17 protein-coding genes are annotated in these 17,350 nt (G+C 38.7%); 2 read left to right on the plus strand and 15 right to left on the minus strand.

The window, feature by feature from the left end; translation table 11 throughout:
* Nucleotides 1-51: 51 nt before the first annotated feature.
* On the minus strand, nucleotides 52-1,263 hold the full coding sequence (locus SD427_RS14665; RefSeq protein WP_320558545.1) for an HD domain-containing protein: 1,212 nt from the start codon (nucleotides 1,261-1,263) through the stop codon (nucleotides 52-54).
* A 318-nt stretch (nucleotides 1,264-1,581) separates the two neighbouring features.
* On the opposite strand from SD427_RS14665, the gene SD427_RS14670 reads away from it, so the two are divergent.
* Both SD427_RS14670 and SD427_RS14675 read left to right on the plus strand, forming a co-directional pair.
* Nucleotides 1,582-3,126: a bifunctional response regulator/alkaline phosphatase family protein gene (locus tag SD427_RS14670; protein WP_320558546.1), complete on the plus strand. Its 1,545-nt coding sequence runs from the start codon at nucleotides 1,582-1,584 to the stop codon at nucleotides 3,124-3,126.
* A 224-nt stretch (nucleotides 3,127-3,350) separates the two neighbouring features.
* Nucleotides 3,351-4,115 (plus strand): exodeoxyribonuclease III, encoded by a 765-nt coding sequence (locus SD427_RS14675; protein ID WP_320558547.1) that lies wholly within the window; start codon nucleotides 3,351-3,353, stop codon nucleotides 4,113-4,115.
* 48 nt (nucleotides 4,116-4,163) lie between these two features.
* Here SD427_RS14675 and SD427_RS14680 read toward each other — a convergent pair whose 3' ends face one another.
* From SD427_RS14680 to SD427_RS19110, 14 genes are all read right to left on the minus strand, one after another.
* Nucleotides 4,164-4,535, minus strand: coding sequence for a septal ring lytic transglycosylase RlpA family protein (locus SD427_RS14680; RefSeq protein WP_320558548.1), 372 nt, complete (start codon nucleotides 4,533-4,535; stop codon nucleotides 4,164-4,166).
* 442 nt (nucleotides 4,536-4,977) lie between these two features.
* Nucleotides 4,978-6,279: a 30S ribosomal protein S12 methylthiotransferase RimO gene (gene rimO, locus SD427_RS14685; RefSeq protein ID WP_320558549.1), complete on the minus strand. Its 1,302-nt coding sequence runs from the start codon at nucleotides 6,277-6,279 to the stop codon at nucleotides 4,978-4,980.
* Between the two features lie 90 nt (nucleotides 6,280-6,369).
* On the minus strand, nucleotides 6,370-6,915 hold the full coding sequence (gene rfbC / locus SD427_RS14690) for a dTDP-4-dehydrorhamnose 3,5-epimerase (RefSeq protein ID WP_320558550.1): 546 nt from the start codon (nucleotides 6,913-6,915) through the stop codon (nucleotides 6,370-6,372).
* A 29-nt stretch (nucleotides 6,916-6,944) separates the two neighbouring features.
* A complete protein-coding gene (locus SD427_RS14695) occupies nucleotides 6,945-7,517 on the minus strand; it encodes a sugar transferase (protein ID WP_320558551.1) in 573 nt (190 codons plus the stop codon).
* Nucleotides 7,518-7,526: 9 nt separating this feature from the next.
* Entirely contained in the window at nucleotides 7,527-8,663 is a 1,137-nt protein-coding gene (locus SD427_RS14700; protein ID WP_320558552.1) for an aminotransferase class I/II-fold pyridoxal phosphate-dependent enzyme, read from the minus strand.
* Between the two features lies 1 nt (nucleotide 8,664).
* Entirely contained in the window at nucleotides 8,665-9,306 is a 642-nt protein-coding gene (locus tag SD427_RS14705) for an acetyltransferase (RefSeq protein ID WP_320558553.1), read from the minus strand.
* A gap of 2 nt (nucleotides 9,307-9,308) precedes the next feature.
* On the minus strand, nucleotides 9,309-9,914 hold the full coding sequence (locus SD427_RS14710) for a sugar transferase (RefSeq protein WP_320558554.1): 606 nt from the start codon (nucleotides 9,912-9,914) through the stop codon (nucleotides 9,309-9,311).
* Entirely contained in the window at nucleotides 9,907-11,046 is a 1,140-nt protein-coding gene (locus SD427_RS14715) for a glycosyltransferase family 4 protein (RefSeq protein WP_320558555.1), read from the minus strand. Before SD427_RS14715 ends, SD427_RS14710 begins: the two co-directional genes overlap by 8 nt.
* A 53-nt stretch (nucleotides 11,047-11,099) precedes the next feature.
* Complete coding sequence (locus tag SD427_RS14720) at nucleotides 11,100-11,960, minus strand: SDR family oxidoreductase (RefSeq protein ID WP_320558556.1); 861 nt, start codon at nucleotides 11,958-11,960, stop codon at nucleotides 11,100-11,102.
* On the minus strand, nucleotides 11,945-13,066 hold the full coding sequence (gene wecB, locus SD427_RS14725) for a non-hydrolyzing UDP-N-acetylglucosamine 2-epimerase (protein WP_320558557.1): 1,122 nt from the start codon (nucleotides 13,064-13,066) through the stop codon (nucleotides 11,945-11,947). The genes SD427_RS14720 and wecB overlap by 16 nt, the downstream gene beginning before the upstream one ends.
* Nucleotides 13,067-13,231: 165 nt before the next feature.
* Nucleotides 13,232-14,242, minus strand: coding sequence for a polysaccharide biosynthesis protein (locus SD427_RS14730; protein ID WP_320558558.1), 1,011 nt, complete (start codon nucleotides 14,240-14,242; stop codon nucleotides 13,232-13,234).
* The gene (locus SD427_RS14735; protein ID WP_320558559.1) at nucleotides 14,226-15,251 is read right to left on the minus strand and encodes a glycosyltransferase; all 1,026 of its coding nucleotides are present in this window, start codon (nucleotides 15,249-15,251) and stop codon (nucleotides 14,226-14,228) included. The genes SD427_RS14730 and SD427_RS14735 overlap by 17 nt, the downstream gene beginning before the upstream one ends.
* Nucleotides 15,248-16,231, minus strand: a complete 984-nt coding sequence (locus SD427_RS14740) for a glycosyltransferase family 1 protein (RefSeq protein ID WP_320558560.1) — start codon at nucleotides 16,229-16,231, stop codon at nucleotides 15,248-15,250. Before SD427_RS14740 ends, SD427_RS14735 begins: the two co-directional genes overlap by 4 nt.
* 3 nt (nucleotides 16,232-16,234) lie before the next feature.
* On the minus strand, nucleotides 16,235-17,311 hold the full coding sequence (locus SD427_RS19110) for an EpsG family protein (protein WP_414017693.1): 1,077 nt from the start codon (nucleotides 17,309-17,311) through the stop codon (nucleotides 16,235-16,237).
* Nucleotides 17,312-17,350: the final 39 nt, after the last annotated feature.

Consider the following 17,350-nt stretch of genomic DNA (forward strand, 5'->3'; position numbering starts at 1 on the left):
CATTATTTAGTTTTCGGATTTTGAATTTTATTAATCTTTAAGAAATACCGGTTATTCTTCTCTTGGGAAAGTAAGGATGTATCTTGTTGTCTTGTTGACCATCAAGCCGGACAGGAGCCGGTCCTCGGATTCTTCAAGCCTGATCTTTTCACCGTTTTTCTGCAACAGGTAGATTGGCTGTTTCTGGGTGTCGTACGGGAGGAGCTTTCTTTCAATCTCGTGTACCAGTTCGTTTCCGTTACCGATTCCCAGGAGATCATTTGCATACGCTATTTTTGCCGCAACAAATTCAGGATCAAAAGGATGGGATGAAATAATGGTCTTCGGAAGTTTTCTCCGGATAACACACCTGCACCAGTAAGAAAGGATGACGTCATCTGCATTCTGCCAGCCTTTCATGGCCTGGATAATATCATTGTCATCAAGCTTCGTAAATCTTTCAACATCTTCGTCCGTGGCCGCACTTTTTCCTCTGTATAAAAAATAAGTGAGGTTTTCGGTTGCCGGCAGGTTCATTCCCTGAGAAACGAGGTATTTTGCTCTTTCTAAAATTTTGACCAGAAGAAACTCCGCAAGAGCCGATGTTTTATGATAATAGACCTGCCAATACATGAACATTCTGGCGGTAAGGAAATTTTCAATGGAATATACCCCTTTTGCATCGATCACCAGTTCTCCTTCTTCACAGACGTTCATCATGGAAATAATCCGCTGGGTATTGATGCTTCCCTCTGATACACCTGTAAAAAAACTGTCGCGCTTCAGATAATCCAGCCGGTCAACATCAAGCTGGGAAGAGATCAGCTGGTTAAAGAATTTCCGGTGGTATTTCCCCTGGAACATTTCAATAGCACAGGATAATTCGCCGTTAAACTCATCATTTAAGCGGTTCATCAGTAAAAGTGAGAGGTTTTCATGGTGCCAGTCATCCATCAGCATGCATTCCAGTGCATGGGAAAACGGTCCATGGCCGATGTCGTGCATCAAAATGGCCAGCATCGCCCCTTTTTCTTCATCTTCGGAAATCTTTATCCCCTTCTGCTTCAGGGTTTCCAAAGCGGTAAACATCAAATGCATAGCGCCCAGCGCGTGGTGGAACCTAGTATGCATGGCACCGGGAAAAATCAGGTTCAGCAATCCGGTCTGCCCTATCCTCCTCAGCCTCTGGAAATAAGGATGCTCAATAATGTCAAATAAAATTTCATGGGGAATCCTGATAAAACCGTGAACCGGATCATTGATGATTTTTAGCTTATTCTGCATTGGAAAAGTCAGTATTTGCAAACAAATTTAAGGATTTTAAATTTTAACTTAATTATGTGTGAATTAATGTTTTTAAATTATCTTTGGTCCTCAGCAGGGCACCTTTTGCAGCATATTTAATTCCCTATGGCCTTCGTTAAGATGAATGAACTGCAAACATAAAGCCTGTGAAACCGGCCCTGAAAAAAACAGCATCCGATATGAAGATATGCATTGGTCTCCTATTAACTAAGATTTAACTATTAGGCCTCTGTTTTTGGGAAGTTTTAAAGGAAGTTGGTCAGCAATTTGATACAATAATCATGTAAAAAATAAATTATGTCGGAAAAGATATTATGGATAGATGATGAAATAGATTTACTCAAACCTCATATCGTATTCTTAGAAAAAAAGGGCTATCACGTAACTCCTGTGAACAACGTGAACGAAGCACTGGAACTCATGGATTCTGAAAAATTCGCCTTAACGCTGATTGATGAAAACATGCCCGGAATTTCAGGCCTTGAAGCCATCCCGATGATCAAGGATAAAGACAGTTCCCTGAAAATCGTCATGGTGACAAAAAGTGAAGAGGAGCATATTATGGAAGAAGCCATCGGATCCCAGATTGCCGATTACATCCTGAAACCGGTAAATCCGAACCAGATTCTTTTATCATTAAAGAAAAACCTTCAGGAAGATAACCTGGTAGAACAGAAAACAATCCTGCAGTACCAGCAGGAATTCCGGAACCTTTCCATGGAGCTGTCTTATCTGAGGACGTACCAGGAATGGGCTGAATATTATAAAAAGATCGTTAACTGGGAAATTAAATTCGACAAGGTAGCGGACAATGAATTTGCAGACCTGCTGCAGTCGCAGAAAGAGGAAGCGAATATCCAGTTTGCCAAGTTTATCGAGAACAATTATGAAGACTGGCTCCATGATTCTGATAAGCCGATGATGAGCCACACGCTTTTTAAGGAAAAAATCAAGTCTGAGGTAGAAAAAGAAAAAGTCCTGCTTTTAATGGTGGACAATCTCCGTTATGACCAATGGAAAATGATTGAACCACTGTTCACGAAATATTACAACAAGATTTCGGAAGACTATTATTACAGTATTCTTCCTACGGCTACCCAGTATGCAAGAAATTCCTTTTTTGCCGGATTGATGCCGTCTGAGATTGAAAAACGTTTTCCCAATAAGTGGTTTAATGACAACGAGGAAGGAAACAAGAACGAATATGAACGTGATTTCCTTGAAGACCAGATGAAGAGAATCGGCCTGGGATCCAAATCCATGAAGTACCTTAAAGTGCTGAATGCGGATTTTGAAAGGAAGATTTACGATGATTTCAACCAGCATAAGAACAACGACCTGTTGGTAATTGTTTACAATTTTATTGATATCCTTTCCCACGCGAAAACGGATAACCATATCGTAGACCAGCTGATCCGTGATGACAAGACGTTCAGGTCACTGACCCTGAACTGGTTTGAAAATTCATCACTGATCAAAATCATTAAACTTGCTGCTGAAAGCGGCTTCAAGCTGGTGATTACCACAGATCACGGAACGGTGTATGTGAAGAAACCGAGCAAAGTTGTGGGAGACCGTGAAACATCAACCAATATCCGTTATAAAACGGGTAAGAGCCTTACCTATGATTCCAGCGATGTCTGGGCGATCACCAATCCTGAAAAGCTGTTCTTGCCGAAAGGCAATTTAAGCTCAAAGTATATTTTTGCAAAGAACAGTACATTCCTGGCTTATCCGAAGAATTACAATCACTTTGTGAATTATTATAAAGAAACGTATCAGCACGGGGGAATTTCACTGGAGGAGTGTATTATCCCGATCAGCATCCTGGAACCTAAATAGTACCCGGCTGCAGTTAATTTATTCTAAAAAGGATCGGAAAAAATCTATAGATTTTTTCCGATCCTTTTTTAATGTTCATATCTTCGCAGAAATAAGTAAATCATGTTCAGTATTCGTCCTGTTTGCAAAGTTCTGATTCAGACTTCAGCACTCAGGCCGCCGCCTATTTAAAATCATAGGATTTACTCTTTAAATATTATGATCAAATAAATTTATAAACAGCAATGAGACTCATCACATACAATGTAAACGGAATCCGCGCAGCTTTTACCAAGGATTTTTTAGGATGGCTGAAAACTTCTGACCCTGATATCATCTGTATCCAGGAGAGCAAAGCCGGCAATGACCAGATTGATATCGAAAGCCTGGAAAAGCTGGGCTATCACAGCTATTGGCATTCGGCGGTAAAAAAAGGATACAGCGGGGTGGGTATCGCTTCAAAAGTAAAGCCTGACCATGTAGAATTCGGATGCGGGATTGAAAGCTATGATAATGAAGGCCGGATTATCCGTGCAGATTTTGACGGGTTTTCTGTAATCTCGGTATATGTCCCTTCTGCATCCAATATAGAAAGACTGGAATTCAAGATGCAGTTCTGCCGTGATTTCTCAGATTACATCAAAAATTTAAAAAAGGAAATCCCTAATCTTATAATTTCGGGGGATTTCAATATCTGCCATGAGGCAATTGACATTCATAATCCGGTGGGTTTAAAAAACACGTCCGGCTTTCTGCCGATGGAACGGGAATGGATGACCAGTTTCATCAACGAATGCGAGCTGATCGACAGTTTCAGGTTCTTTAATAATGAGCCTGACCATTATACCTGGTGGAGTTACCGGCAGAATGCCAGAGCGAACAATAAGGGCTGGAGACTGGATTACAATTTTGCTTCCTACAGTTTAAAAGACAAGCTGACCAGGGCCGTTATTCTTAAAGAAGCTGCCCATTCAGACCACTGCCCGGCTTTGGTTGAATTTAGCTTATAAAACAATAAAGCCGGCTTTGAGCCGGCTTTATTAATTTAAATCATACGTTTAATTGATAATTTCATATTCCACCGGAATGGTACCGCTACCGGTATTCCCGATTTCATCGAATGCCGCCTTAGACATATCCAAAGCTCTTGATGAATGGTAAGGTCCTCTGTCATTTATCTTCACAATTACCTCTTTACCATTGTTCAGGTTGGTTACCTTAATATTTGTTCCGAATGGAAGCGTCCTGTTTGCTGCGGTAAACTTTGAATTGCTGAAAATTTCTCCGCTGGCTGTTTTCCTACCGTTAAATTTATTGTGGTAGTACGATGCATAACTTGTTTTTTTTGCATCTGTGGCATTAATCTTGAAAGAGTAAATACCGAAGGCTGAAATCATCATTATGATTACAAGAATGAATCTTTTCATCATTTTGAACTTTTATTTGTTTTGACTGGGCAAATGTATCAGGAAAGTTCCTACCGGCCTATTCCAATTGTTAATTACAGTTAACGAAAACTAAATATTTTGTTAATTTTTATTTTAAGTTACTGATATTCAATAGAATATTTACCATTGTTAAAAAGCGTTAAAATATTTATTAAAAAGTTAATAAAATTAACTATCTCTACTATTTTTATATTATTTTACGAACAGTCAATCTTTATAATCAATTGATTTTCAATAATATTATTATATTCACCGTCTGAATAAGTCAATAAAAAAAACCGATGAAAATTCATCGGTTTATATTTTAAAGAAATTTCTTGATCAAGATTTTATGATGTATATTTATTTATTATTGAGCCCTTATGATTCTCAATTATCTGATTATATTACCTCACCAAATATAACAGCTATAATCCTGAAAAGGCTACACCAATTCTCCGTACAGATCAAACTCTTCTGCGGAAGTAATTTTTACCTGGGCAAATTCTCCGATTGAAATGTAGGTATCTTCAGCAGAGACCAAAACGGTATTATCCACATCCGGAGAATCGTATTCCGTTCTTCCGATGAAGTAATTCCCCTCTTTCCTGTCGAATATACACCTGTAGATATTTCCTATTTTTTCCTGATTCTTTTCCCATGAAATCTGCGACTGGATTTCCATGATCTCTTCTACCCTTGATTCTTTGATTTCCTGTGGAATATCATCTTCCAGCACATAGGCCCCGGTATTTTCTTCATGAGAATAGGTAAAGCATCCGAGCCTGTCAAATTTCTGTTCCTTCACCCAGTCTTTCAGTTCCTGGAAAATCTCTTCGGTTTCTCCGGGATAGCCTACAATCAGCGTAGTCCGTACCGCCATATCAGGAACTTTCTCCCTGAACTTGCTGAGCAGGGCGTTTGTTTTTTCATGGGTAGTCCCTCTCTTCATGGATTTAAGCAGCTCTGAATTGATATGCTGAAGCGGAATATCTATGTAATTACAGACTTTAGGTTCTTCACGGATAATATCCAGGACATCTTCCGGGAAGCCGCTCGGGAAAGCATAGTGAAGACGGATCCATTCAATCCCGTCAATCTTAACCAGTTCTTTCAAAAGATCCCCCAATGCGCGCCTTTTATAGATATCAAGACCGTAATAAGTAAGGTCCTGGGCAATTAAAATCAATTCTTTGGTCCCTTTTTTAGCTAATTTCTGAGCTTCAAGCACCAGCTTTTCAATAGGCGTGGAAATGTGTCCTCCTCTCATCAGCGGAATGGCACAGAATGAACATGGCCGGTCGCAGCCTTCAGAAATTTTAAGGTATGCATAATGTTTAGGCGTTGTGGTCATCCTTTCGCCTACCAGCTCATGCTTGTAGTCTGCGCCTAAATGCTTTAATAGAATCGGCAGGTCGCGGGTTCCGAAATACTGGTCCACATCCGGGATCTCCCTGATCAGATCAGGCTTATACCGTTCTGAAAGACATCCTGTTACGAATACCTTTTCCACTTCGCCCCTGTTTTTTGCTTCTACATAATCCAGGATCGTGTTGATGGATTCTTCTTTTGCATTATCAATAAATCCGCAGGTATTGATCACCACAATATCCCCCCGGTCTTCATGAACAACTTCTTTACCGTTGGCTTTAAGCTGGCTCATGAGGACTTCGGAATCATAGACATTCTTGGAGCATCCAAGAGTTACTACATTGATTTTCTTCTTACCTACCGATTTTGTTCGCATCTTTTTGATTTTGAGTTTGCAAAGATACAAAATATTGAAGAGTGCGGACCAAAAAATAAGACCACTTTAAAAGTGATCTTACGTATGCTGTTAAAAATTCCTGTCTTTAAAGCCCGGGGCATTTTCATCTTTTTCAGACAATACGGCCTCATCATTTGCTATTTTCCAATCGATACCGAGATCTTTGTCGTTATATTTAACGCTTCCTTCCGATTCTTTGTTATAAAAATTATCACATTTATAGGCAAATACGGCAGCTTCGCTCAGCACGGAAAAGCCATGCCCGAAACCTCTCGGAATATACAGTTGGACTTTATTTTCTGCGGTAAGCTCCACGCCGAACCATTTTCCGAACGTCGGGGAGTCTTCCCTTAAGTCTACGGCAACGTCCCATACCCTTCCTTCCAGACAGGAAACCAGTTTTGCCTGGGCATGCTCCCCTTTCTGCAGGTGAAGGCCGCGAAGAACGCCGTAAGAAGATCTGGAAACATTGTCCTGAACAAAATGACCGTTCATTCCCGTTAATTCCTCAAACTTTTTTTCATTGAATTTTTCAAAAAAATAACCTCTGTCATCCTCGAAAATCGTTGGTTCGATGATGTAACAGTCTTTTAAAGGGGTTTCTTTTATTTTCATAGTAAATTATTGACCATTATAAATACGTTTTAATGTATAAAAATTTTAAAGACAGTTTTTATTAAAATTTTTATGTCTGTAGAAAACGACATATTTTCCAGATACTGCATACTCATCTGTACTTTATCCGGAAAAATAATCTCGTCATTGTACTGTACCGGATTTTTCTGTGCTTTTAATAAAGCTTCTTCACTGCTGTATTTGATACTGGCTTCAGACGTGATCCCGGGCTTTAAATTTAAAACCTTCCGATCTGCCCCGGCTAACCTGTCATAATAGCCTTCGATATCCGGGCGCGGGCCTACAAAGCTCATTTCCCCCTTTATAATATTAAACAACTGCGGCAGTTCATCAAGCTTCAGCTTCCTGAGCATCAAGCCGGTTGCTGAACTTTCTTTTTCCGGTTCTCTGAGGGTTTTAAACTTATAAATGGTAAAGGTCTTTCCGAACTGCCCCACTCTTCTCTGGCAGAAAATACCGTTAGACCTTGTATCAATGCTCACAATGATGAATAATAAAATCATTAACGGTAAAAAAAGGACAATCAGTACTCCTGACAGAATACCGTCTAAAACTACCTTCCAATACCTGTAATGATTCATTTAACAGAATTATTTTCCAAAAAATGTTTTAATTACATTTGAAATCCTTTCTTTTTCATCTTCTCTGAGATTGGATCCGGAAGGAAGACATAAGCCGTCATTAAATAATTTTTCGGAAGTTCCTCCGCCATAGAACGGTGCATTTTCAAAAACCGGCTGCATGTGCATCGGCTTCCACAATGGTCTCGATTCTATGTTATCTTCAAGAAAGGCCATTCTCAGCGCTTCCCTTGTTTTTCCGGTAACCTGGGGATTAACTACAATTGCAGAAAGCCAGTGATTGGAATAAAAATCTTCTGAAGGCTCTGAAAATACAGTTACCCCATCAATATCTCTGAAAAGGTCTGCGTACAGCGTATGCATGTCCCTCCTTGCTTCCACCCGGCTGTTTAAAACTTCCATCTGCCCTCTCCCGATTCCCGCAACGATATTACTCATCCTGTAATTGAAGCCAATCTGGGAATGCTGGTAATGCGGTGCCTGGTCTCTCGCCTGTGTAGAAAGGAAAACCGTCTGGGTTCTATCTTCGGAAGTCTGGCATACCATCGCGCCGCCGCCTGAAGTGGTAATAATTTTATTACCGTTGAAGCTCAGAATCCCAAACCTTCCGAAAGTCCCGCACATCTGGCCTTTGTAAGCTGATCCCAGTGCTTCTGCTGCGTCTTCAATCACTTCGATATCAAATTCTCTGGCAATAGACATAATTCCGTCCATTTTTGCAGGCATCCCATATAAATGAACTACAATAATTGCCTTAGGCTTTTTCCCTTTTTTGATCCGTTCTCCAACAGCCTGCCTTAACCCTGCAGGACACATATTCCATGTTTCCGGCTCGCTGTCTACAAACACGGGGGTTGCCCCGCAATAGGCGATCGGGTTGGCGGATGCTGAAAAAGTCATAGACTGGCAGATTACCTCGTCACCCGGTCCTACTCCACACTGGATCAAGGCGAGGTGAAGCGCTGCGGTTCCGGCTGATAAGGCGGCTACCTTGACATCTTCTCCCAGGAATTTTTCCAGATCTTCTTCAAATCCGTCTACATTAGGCCCCAAAGGTGCCACCCAGTTTTCAGCAAAAGCCTCATTGATATATTTTTGCTCGTTACCTCCCATATGCGGGGAAGAGAGCCAGATTTTTGAGTTCATATTATTCGTGAAATTTTATAGGTTTTGCCGGAATTCCCACAGCTGTACAGTTTGCCGGAAGACTTTTTGCCACTACGGCTCCAGCCCCCACAACGGTATTTTCTCCTATTTCCAGCAGATTGATAATTTTAGCACCTGTCCCGACATATACGCTTTCATTGATCATCACCTCACCGGAAATATTCACGGTAGGCATGAATGAACTGAAGCTTTTAATTTTGGTATCATGCCCCAATGTACAGGATAAATTCAGGATCACAAAGTCTTCAATTTCAATATCCACCGTTATGATCACTCCGGCACAGATGATATTTCCTTTCCCGAAAGATACATTATCTTTTCCTATGATTACGGAAGGATGGATAAGATTTGGGTATTCAATATTTTGATTGGTTATTTTACCGATAACTTTCTTCTTGGTAAAAGGATCTCCGATTGCAACAGCCAGACATACAGGATCATTTATTTCATTGACATTTTCTACCTGCCCCAAATAAGGTATTCCGTTAATTATTTCTGCGTGCTCTTTGTCATCATAGAAGCCTATGATCTCGTAACCCGGGGTTACTTCATTTATCTGGTCGATCAGCATTTTTACTTCCCGCCCAAAGCCTCCGGCTCCAATAATTGCTATTTTTTTCATATTTAATTATTTCCGTTAAAAGGTTTCATGGTGGCCTGCCCTTCCTGATAAATACCTTCTCTTATAAATACTTTTTTAATGGTCAGAAAAAAAATCTTCAGGTCCAGTGATAAAGAAAGATGGTCAACATACCAGACATCATATTCAAATTTTTTCTGCCATGAAATTGAATTTCTGCCGTTAACCTGTGCCCAGCCTGTAATTCCGGGCCTTACTTCATGGCGCCTCGACTGAAATTCATTGTACAAAGATAAATATTCCGGCAATAAGGGGCGCGGCCCGATAAGTGACATATCTCCTTTCAGCACGTTAATCAGCTGCGGAAGTTCATCCAGCGAGGTTTTTCTTACAAAAGCCCCTACCGGCGTAAGCCGTTGTGCATCGGACAAAAGGTTTCCGTCAGCATCTCTCTTATCATTCATTGTCTTGAACTTTAAGATACTGAAAATTTTTCCGTTTTTGCCGGGCCTCTTCTGGAAGAAAAAGGGTTTTCCGTGATTGGCAAGGAAAAGTCCGGCTGTTGCTAAGATAAAAAAAGGGCTTAAGAGTAAGAAACCTATTAATGCAACAAAAAAATCGATAAGCCTTTTAAAGAAGTTTTTATACATCTTTTATTATTTCTAATATTGTTTCATATGATTTGTCTGCAGAAAGATTTTCGAGACAGAATTTTTTCCCGTTCTGCCCCAATTCATGACATTTGGATTTATCTTCGTACAGTTCCTTAAAAGCAGAAAACAGATCGTCCGGAGCATCTGCATAGGCAAATTTACCCATGCTGTTCTTTTCCAGCAGAATCCCCAGATCATTTCCCCTGTCAATAGATGCCAGCACAGGAATTTCCGCATTTAAATAATCGTTAAGCTTCATCGGCGTGTTGGGAACGGTGAAGTTTTGGTGAAGGCTTATCAAACCGATATTACAATTTGACAAGAGCTGAAAGTATTCTTCTCTGGGAACTTTATCAACAAACTGAAGATTGTGCAATTGCATTTTACCTGCTTCCCTCTTCAGTTCTTCAACTTCTGTACCGGTACCGATAATAAGAAACTTCACATCTTCATAAACGCTGCATTTTTTTGCCAAAGAAAGTACATTCTCAAGCTGCTGAGGCTTTCCCATATTTCCCCCGAAAACCACAATAAATTTATGGCCAAGGTGGTATTTTGTCCGGATATTTTTATCTGACGAAAATTCTAGCAGTTTGGTGCTGTTATATAAAAGTTCTACTTTTTTGTTTTTCAGAAAATCATAATGTTTCAGAAGATAAGCAATGTTTCCGGGGGACGTGCATCCGATATAATCCGCTTCAGATAAAAGCTTTACTTCATTTTTCTTGAAAAAATTATAGGTTAGTCCGTCTTTTTTCATGAGCCCCAGATCAACTGCATTCTGCGGGAAAATATCCTTCTGCATCAAAAGAACTTTAGCTCCGGTATATTTTTTCAGGTATGAAACAAACCCGGCAAACATGACTGAAGGTGTGGCGACAATGATAAGATCTATTTTGTTTTTCTTCCAAAACCTGTTGTAGCCTTTTTTGAACTGATTTGAAAGCAAAATGTTTGCAAATCCTTTTATGAATTTATTTTTACTGAAAACATCCAGCGTTTTTATTCTTAAAACGTCAATCCCTTCTTCCGTGGAAACAAAAGATTTGTTTTCCTGACTATCAGCAGGGGCCATTGGAAAAACCCTGTGTCCGTTTTGGTGAAACACATTGACCATATCACTGTACATTGCGGATTGTGATAAATGTGGTAATGTGAAGAAAACAAATAAAATATTCAAAATCAGTATGTATAAAAATTAGAGAATTCCATCATCCAGTGTTTTTGTTCTTCAAGCATTTCCCTGTAGCCCGGAACCTGATAATCTAAAGTTTTTGATTTTACCAAAGACTTATCTGCCTTTTTCCCGTCATAAGAATTTATCCGTATGTCTTTCCTGTCCCAAACTTCTTTAAATGCCGTAATCAGGTCATATTTATTGATCGGAATACCGTTCGTAAGGTGCACCAGGCCCTGCAACGGGTTTTCTATAAGGAATTCCACTGCTTTGGCCAATTCCAGTGTGGTCACCCCGCTCCAAAGGGCAGAAGTATACCCGTTGACTTCGCCTGACTGATTCATAAACCAGTGAAAAAGGCCGATGCCGTCTTTGTTAAGTTCAGGACCGATAATGGAAGTTCTTACCGTAAGATCCTTATGGTTGGTAATTTCTCCCAAAGCTTTAGACTGGGCATAAAAACCCTCACCGTCCTTAACATCATCTTCTTTATACTGTCCGCGCCTGCCATTGAAAACACAGTCTGTACTGATCTGGATAACCCTGGTTTTCATCTCTTTTGTTACTTCTTCTAAAAAATGCGGGAAATAGCTGTTGAACCAGATTGCTTTTGCGGGATGATCTTCGGCGTCTTTATTCAGGATCCCGATGCAATTTATGATAAAATCAAAGTTATGATCTTCAATGATTTCCTTTAATCTGACAGTATCAGAAACGTCTAAAGAAAATTCCCTCGCGGTTTCACTAATGTTTCTTGCTATACCATATACTTCATGGCTATCATTTTTTTGAAGATAATTATAAAGAACATGGCCCGCCATACCTTTGATGCCTATAACCAGTACTTTTTTTATTTTTTGTCCCATATCACTTTATTTACAATGGCTGTATAGCTCTGGATTGCTTTGACCACCCGGTCTGAAGTATTTTTTACATTATATTCAAATGACAGATCAACAGCAGGGTCAAACAGGCCTTTGGATACTTCAATGGCGTTTAACATCTGGTTTTTAGAAATCCCTCCCAGTACGATTGTTCCGGCATCAATTGCTTCCGGCCTCTCCGTGCTTGTTCTGATACTTACTGCCGGAAAGCCCATCATCGCAGATTCTTCACTAATGGTGCCGCTGTCCGAAAGGACAATAAAAGATTTGCTTTGTAATTTTACATAGTCAAAGAAACCTAATGGGGCCACATTCTGGATTAATGGATGAAATTTAATGTTATTTTTTTCAATCCTGGTTTTTGTCCGCGGATGGGTAGAAAAAATGACAGGCATATTGTATTTTTCAGCAACGGCATTAATGGATTCCACCAGAACTTCAAAATTATCCCCTAGGTCTATATTTTCTTCCCTGTGTGCACTTACTACTATAAATCCGGATTCTTTTAATCCAAGCCTTTCAACAACATCACTTTGCTGAATTTTATCCTGATATTTATCTAAAACTTCTCTTAACGGAGAACCTGTTACAAACACATGGTCTTTGCGGAACCCTTCGCTCAGCAGATACCTTCTGCTGTTTTCTGTATAGGTAAGGTTGATATCACTGATATGGTCTGATATTTTTCTGTTAATCTCTTCAGGAACATTCTGGTCAAAACACCTGTTGCCTGCTTCCATATGAAAGATCGGGATTTTCAGCCTTTTTGCTGCAATCGTGCTTAAGACACTGTTGGTATCTCCCAGAACCAGCAATGCATCCGGTTTTTCTTTCGAAAGGATTTCATAGGATTTGGAAATTACATTGCCAATTGTTTCTCCTAAGTGAGCCCCAACCACATTCAGAAAATAATCAGGCCTGCGAAGGTCCAGGTCTTCAAAGAAAATCTCGTTAAGCTCATAATCATAATTCTGGCCGGTATGGATCAAAATGTGCTCAAAATAATGATCGCATTTCTTGATACATTCTGTCAGACGGATAATCTCAGGCCTTGTCCCTAATATTGTTACTACTTTTAATTTTTTCATTTTATTTCTGTTTCCATTTCTGGGAATCAAATTTATAATTACTTTCTCTTTCTTTGAGCTAATAAAAAATCTAAAAAACTGATTTTAATTTATCTCGAATATATACCGACAGAACATTGCTTTCTCGGTAAAAGTCCGTTAAACGCCCTTAATAAATTATGATTTCTAATTACCCAACGGGTCTTGGAAAAGGTTCAGTTTTTTCAATAAAATTTTCACTCCTTCCACATCTTCTCTTTTTGTATTGTGAGAATTATAATCATGTATTGATTTTTCGATCTGGTTGCCTTCGGAGAAATACTTGGCATAATTCAGGTCACGGTTGTCTGCGGGAATCCTGTAAAAATCTCCCATATCTTCTGCATTCATCATTTCTTCTCTTGTACAGAGCGTCTCATACAGCTTTTCACCATGCCTTGTCCCTATAATTTTGATCTTATTGGAGGCCTGTTTCAATTCCAGAACAGCTTTAGCCAGATCGCCTATGGTTGCGGCAGGTGCCTTATTGACAAATAAGTCTCCGGGATTGGCGTGTTTAAATGCAAATAAAACCAAATCTACGGCTTCATCCAGCGACATTAAAAAGCGTGTCATGTTAGGATCTGTAATGGTTATATCTTCATTATTTTCAATCTGATTTAAAAACAGAGGAATTACAGAGCCTCTTGATGCCATAACGTTTCCGTAACGGGTTAAGCATACTATGGTATCTTTCAGATTCCTAGCTTCGGCAACGGCAACTTTTTCCATCATTGCTTTGGAAATCCCCATGGCATTTATAGGATAAGCGGCTTTATCCGTTGATAGGCAGATGACTTTTTTCACTTTGTTTGATGCCGCCGCACGAATAACGTTCTGGGTTCCTTCAACATTGGTCTTAACGGCCTGCATGGGGAAAAACTCACAGGACGGAACCTGCTTCAGGGCAGCGGCATGAAAAACATAGTCTACCTCTTTCATTGCATAATCCACACTGTTATAATCCCTTACATCTCCGATATAATATTTTATCCTGTCATTTTTGTAGTAGTTACGCATATCATCCTGCTTTTTTTCATCACGTGAAAAAATGCGGATTTCTTTAAAATGATCTGTATGTAAGAATTTTCTTAAAACAGCGGTGCCAAATGAACCTGTGCCGCCGGTAATAAGAAGGGTTTTATTTTGTATTTCCATGTAAAAGTGTAATAAGCTGATTAATATTGTTTGTGATTTTTTTCACAGAGGGTTTTACATCTTCTTTCAAAGATTGTGTCAGGGCATTAACGATGCTTCCTTCATCGTAAGGGTTGAATGTTATTGAAGGCTCGCAGACTTCATAGGTATACGGCAGATCTGCACCGATGATATTACAACCGTTTTCAATAGCTTCCACAAGGCCTAATCCGAAACTTTCTGCAAGAGACGGGAAAATAAGATATTCATGTGACTGATAAATTTCTTTCAGATCCTCACGTTTTATAAAGCCGGTGTTTCTGATAGGATACCCCAAATCCTGTTTTTCTCTGATCAGCCGGCACAGTTCCGTAAAACTTTCTGCTACCGTAATGGTAAGTACGCCTTTTTTATGGTTTTCGTAAAAACGGCAGAAAGCGTCTATCAGTTTAACATGATTCTTATGGGGAGCCGCATTGCTTACAAAAACATAGCTGTGCTTTTCTCTCTTCACTGCGGTCTGAGTTTCCTTAAAAGGAGGGTAAAAAGGCATTAATAAAACCTTCTCCTGTTTTATTTTATATTTTCTGGTAAGCTTTTGCTTTATAAAATCTGACTGTACCAGCCAATACTCTGTATTCCTGCGGTCATAAGACAATATTTTTGTTTTGAGCCAATACATTATTTTCTGTCTGACCGGCATATCATCAGGCAATTCTAAAAATAAAGGCTGATGAAAATAAGTATATGAAGTACAGTTTCTTTGATTAATGGCAGGAGGCAAATTTCCGAAACACAGCAGGGTTGAAAAATGTTCTTTATTTTTTTTATAAAACCTTTTTCTTCCATAATAATCTGCTTTCTGAAAAACGATCCTGCATTTTTCGTTTACGGGTTCATGATTATTTTCTATTCTTTTATCCAACAGGTAAAAAACAGGAACATCAAGCTTATCCAATTCCTGCATCAGATAATCCAAAAGCACTTTTCCGCCACCGTTATTTATGTATAAGGCATCAATAAAAATCATTTTTTTATTATTTGGTGGTATAAGTTAATATATTGCTGTGAGATTTTTTCAGGACTGTATTTCCTGATATTCTCTTTGCCGTTTTTTATCAGCTCTTTTCTTTTTTCTTCGCTGTGGATCAATTTGAGCACGGCATCTCGTATTTCTTTCACCGAAAAAGGATCTACCAGCAGCGCTCCATTGCCGGCAATTTCTTTCATCGGGGAAATACCGGAGGTTATGACACAGCAGTTTTGCGCCTGCGCTTCAAGGATCGGCAACCCAAACCCTTCATATAAGGATGGAAATAACAATATATCTGACTGATGATATTTTTCCGCTAAATCTTCATCAGAAATATTATTAAAATTACTGACATGCAGATTATTCTGCTCTATAAAGATATTATGGGATACTTCCAGTTTTCCGATAATTAATATCTCCGCTTCTATGCCGGTTAACGCCTCTAAAATCCGTTCTACATTTTTATTTGTCCTGGTTCCTACCACCAGCAGTTTCAGCTTCCGCTGAAGACTTATATCATTATGTTCCAGAATAGGAACGGTAACACAGTTAGAAATTACATGAATTTTATTTTCTGCTGACGGAATATATTTTAAAATTTCATTTTTTGTTTTGTCTGAAATTACCGTGATATATTTTAATTTTTTTACAGGAAGATAAACCCATAGCAAGTAATACAGATATCTTTTTAATCCGGTATATTGATGAAGCCCTACCAGATCATGTATAGAAAGTATTGTTTTATGCCTGTCCAAAAGTAAACAGGCCCAGTGAATATCTCCGGTGATATGGTTTACGTCTCCCTGGTTCCTTTTAAAAAACCACATGGCTTTTCCAAGCTGCTTTAACGGAAAAGGATTTTTTATAACCTTAAACTTTATGTTTTGATCTTCCAGCTGCCTGTATAAGACTGAAAAAAGTTTCTCAATACTAATCTGCCCTTCTGTAGGATGTCTTTCAAAAAAATGAATTTCCATAATTTAGAATGTAAAAAATATTGTTTTATACGGCAGGAAAAGCTGTGGGTAGTTCATTATATACTTGACGCAAAGTACAAGAAAAAATGATACTAATCCTGCAATATAAAGATACTTTCTCTCTCTGGTATATATCGTTATCAGCCAAACATAAAAAAGAGCTTCAAAGATATTGAAATAAATACTAATCCGGGATATGATAAACGTAAAATTGAAAGACAGGATTATATAAGCAAAGAGTGAAAAGAACATTATATTCAGAATATACTGTAATCTGGTATGATCTACCAGCTTGTTGAGCTTATTTTTGTTTACAAGCAGTAAGAATACAGGCAACCCACGCCTTAAAATTCCAAAGAAATAGGTTCTCAGATCTATTGTATCAGGCTCTGATAAGGAAAGGTATGCGGTAAATCTGTCTGAATAACTTTCAGGTAAAAGACTGATAAATTTTCCCATTATAAATGCATTAAACCCGCTGATCTGTATTAAAAGTGCAGCTGCAATCATGCAGAGCCAATATTTATACCTGATGTTATGATTAAACACAACAAAGATTAGACAAACAATTATTGTCCTGTGAAACAGCGATGCCAGAAGAATGCAGGCAATAAACGCTACTTTTTTGTTTTCTAGAAAATAAACACTTGCAAAAAACATAATGGAAACAGCCATCAGTTGTCTGGTACTGCCCATCAGCCCGATGGCAAAACAAAAGAAAATGAACAGAAAAAGTATAGAATTTGGTGTAGCCTTCCGGATTGAAAAAAAATAAAGTAAGAATATAACCGAATAGTAAAGTGCATTAAAAACATAAAATGTACACTTCAGATAATCCCTGCAGAACAATACCAGAAGATTATATCCCAGCTCAAATCTGTCTGTGCTTACATGGTTTATACGTAAGCCGTCAAAATTATTATAGTAATTATAAAAATCTGTTCCGCTTTCCCATCTGAAACTTTCCAGGAACCACCACATTACCAAACAGAAAATCAATACTAAAGTCTTTTGTACTGATGAAAATTTTTCATCAAAAAAAGAAAAAAGTAATAAAAGAACTATTAATAACGGTATCATTAAAATTTAATATTTAAACAATTCTAAAGAAATACTTAT

Origin of the sequence: Chryseobacterium sp. JJR-5R (assembly GCF_034047335.1) — a bacterium.
Taxonomy (GTDB): Bacteria; Bacteroidota; Bacteroidia; order Flavobacteriales; family Weeksellaceae; genus Chryseobacterium.

Coding starts and splice junctions, on each gene's coding strand:
- SD427_RS14715 (WP_320558555.1), bottom strand. CDS start 11,046: ATGTACAGTGATATGGTCAATGTGTTTCACCAAAACGGACACAGGGTT.
- rfbC (WP_320558550.1), bottom strand. CDS start 6,915: ATGAAAATAAAAGAAACCCCTTTAAAAGACTGTTACATCATCGAACCA.
- SD427_RS14705 (WP_320558553.1), bottom strand. CDS start 9,306: ATGAAAAAAATAGCAATTATTGGAGCCGGAGGCTTTGGGCGGGAAGTA.
- SD427_RS14720 (WP_320558556.1), bottom strand. CDS start 11,960: ATGGGACAAAAAATAAAAAAAGTACTGGTTATAGGCATCAAAGGTATG.
- SD427_RS14680 (WP_320558548.1), bottom strand. CDS start 4,535: ATGATGAAAAGATTCATTCTTGTAATCATAATGATGATTTCAGCCTTC.
- SD427_RS14670 (WP_320558546.1), top strand. CDS start 1,582: ATGTCGGAAAAGATATTATGGATAGATGATGAAATAGATTTACTCAAA.
- SD427_RS14735 (WP_320558559.1), bottom strand. CDS start 15,251: ATGATTTTTATTGATGCCTTATACATAAATAACGGTGGCGGAAAAGTG.
- SD427_RS14675 (WP_320558547.1), top strand. CDS start 3,351: ATGAGACTCATCACATACAATGTAAACGGAATCCGCGCAGCTTTTACC.
- wecB (WP_320558557.1), bottom strand. CDS start 13,066: ATGAAAAAATTAAAAGTAGTAACAATATTAGGGACAAGGCCTGAGATT.
- SD427_RS14695 (WP_320558551.1), bottom strand. CDS start 7,517: ATGAATCATTACAGGTATTGGAAGGTAGTTTTAGACGGTATTCTGTCA.
- rimO (WP_320558549.1), bottom strand. CDS start 6,279: ATGCGAACAAAATCGGTAGGTAAGAAGAAAATCAATGTAGTAACTCTT.
- SD427_RS14665 (WP_320558545.1), bottom strand. CDS start 1,263: ATGCAGAATAAGCTAAAAATCATCAATGATCCGGTTCACGGTTTTATC.
- SD427_RS14730 (WP_320558558.1), bottom strand. CDS start 14,242: ATGGAAATACAAAATAAAACCCTTCTTATTACCGGCGGCACAGGTTCA.
- SD427_RS14740 (WP_320558560.1), bottom strand. CDS start 16,231: ATGGAAATTCATTTTTTTGAAAGACATCCTACAGAAGGGCAGATTAGT.
- SD427_RS14700 (WP_320558552.1), bottom strand. CDS start 8,663: ATGAACTCAAAAATCTGGCTCTCTTCCCCGCATATGGGAGGTAACGAG.
- SD427_RS14710 (WP_320558554.1), bottom strand. CDS start 9,914: ATGTATAAAAACTTCTTTAAAAGGCTTATCGATTTTTTTGTTGCATTA.
- SD427_RS19110 (WP_414017693.1), bottom strand. CDS start 17,311: ATGATACCGTTATTAATAGTTCTTTTATTACTTTTTTCTTTTTTTGAT.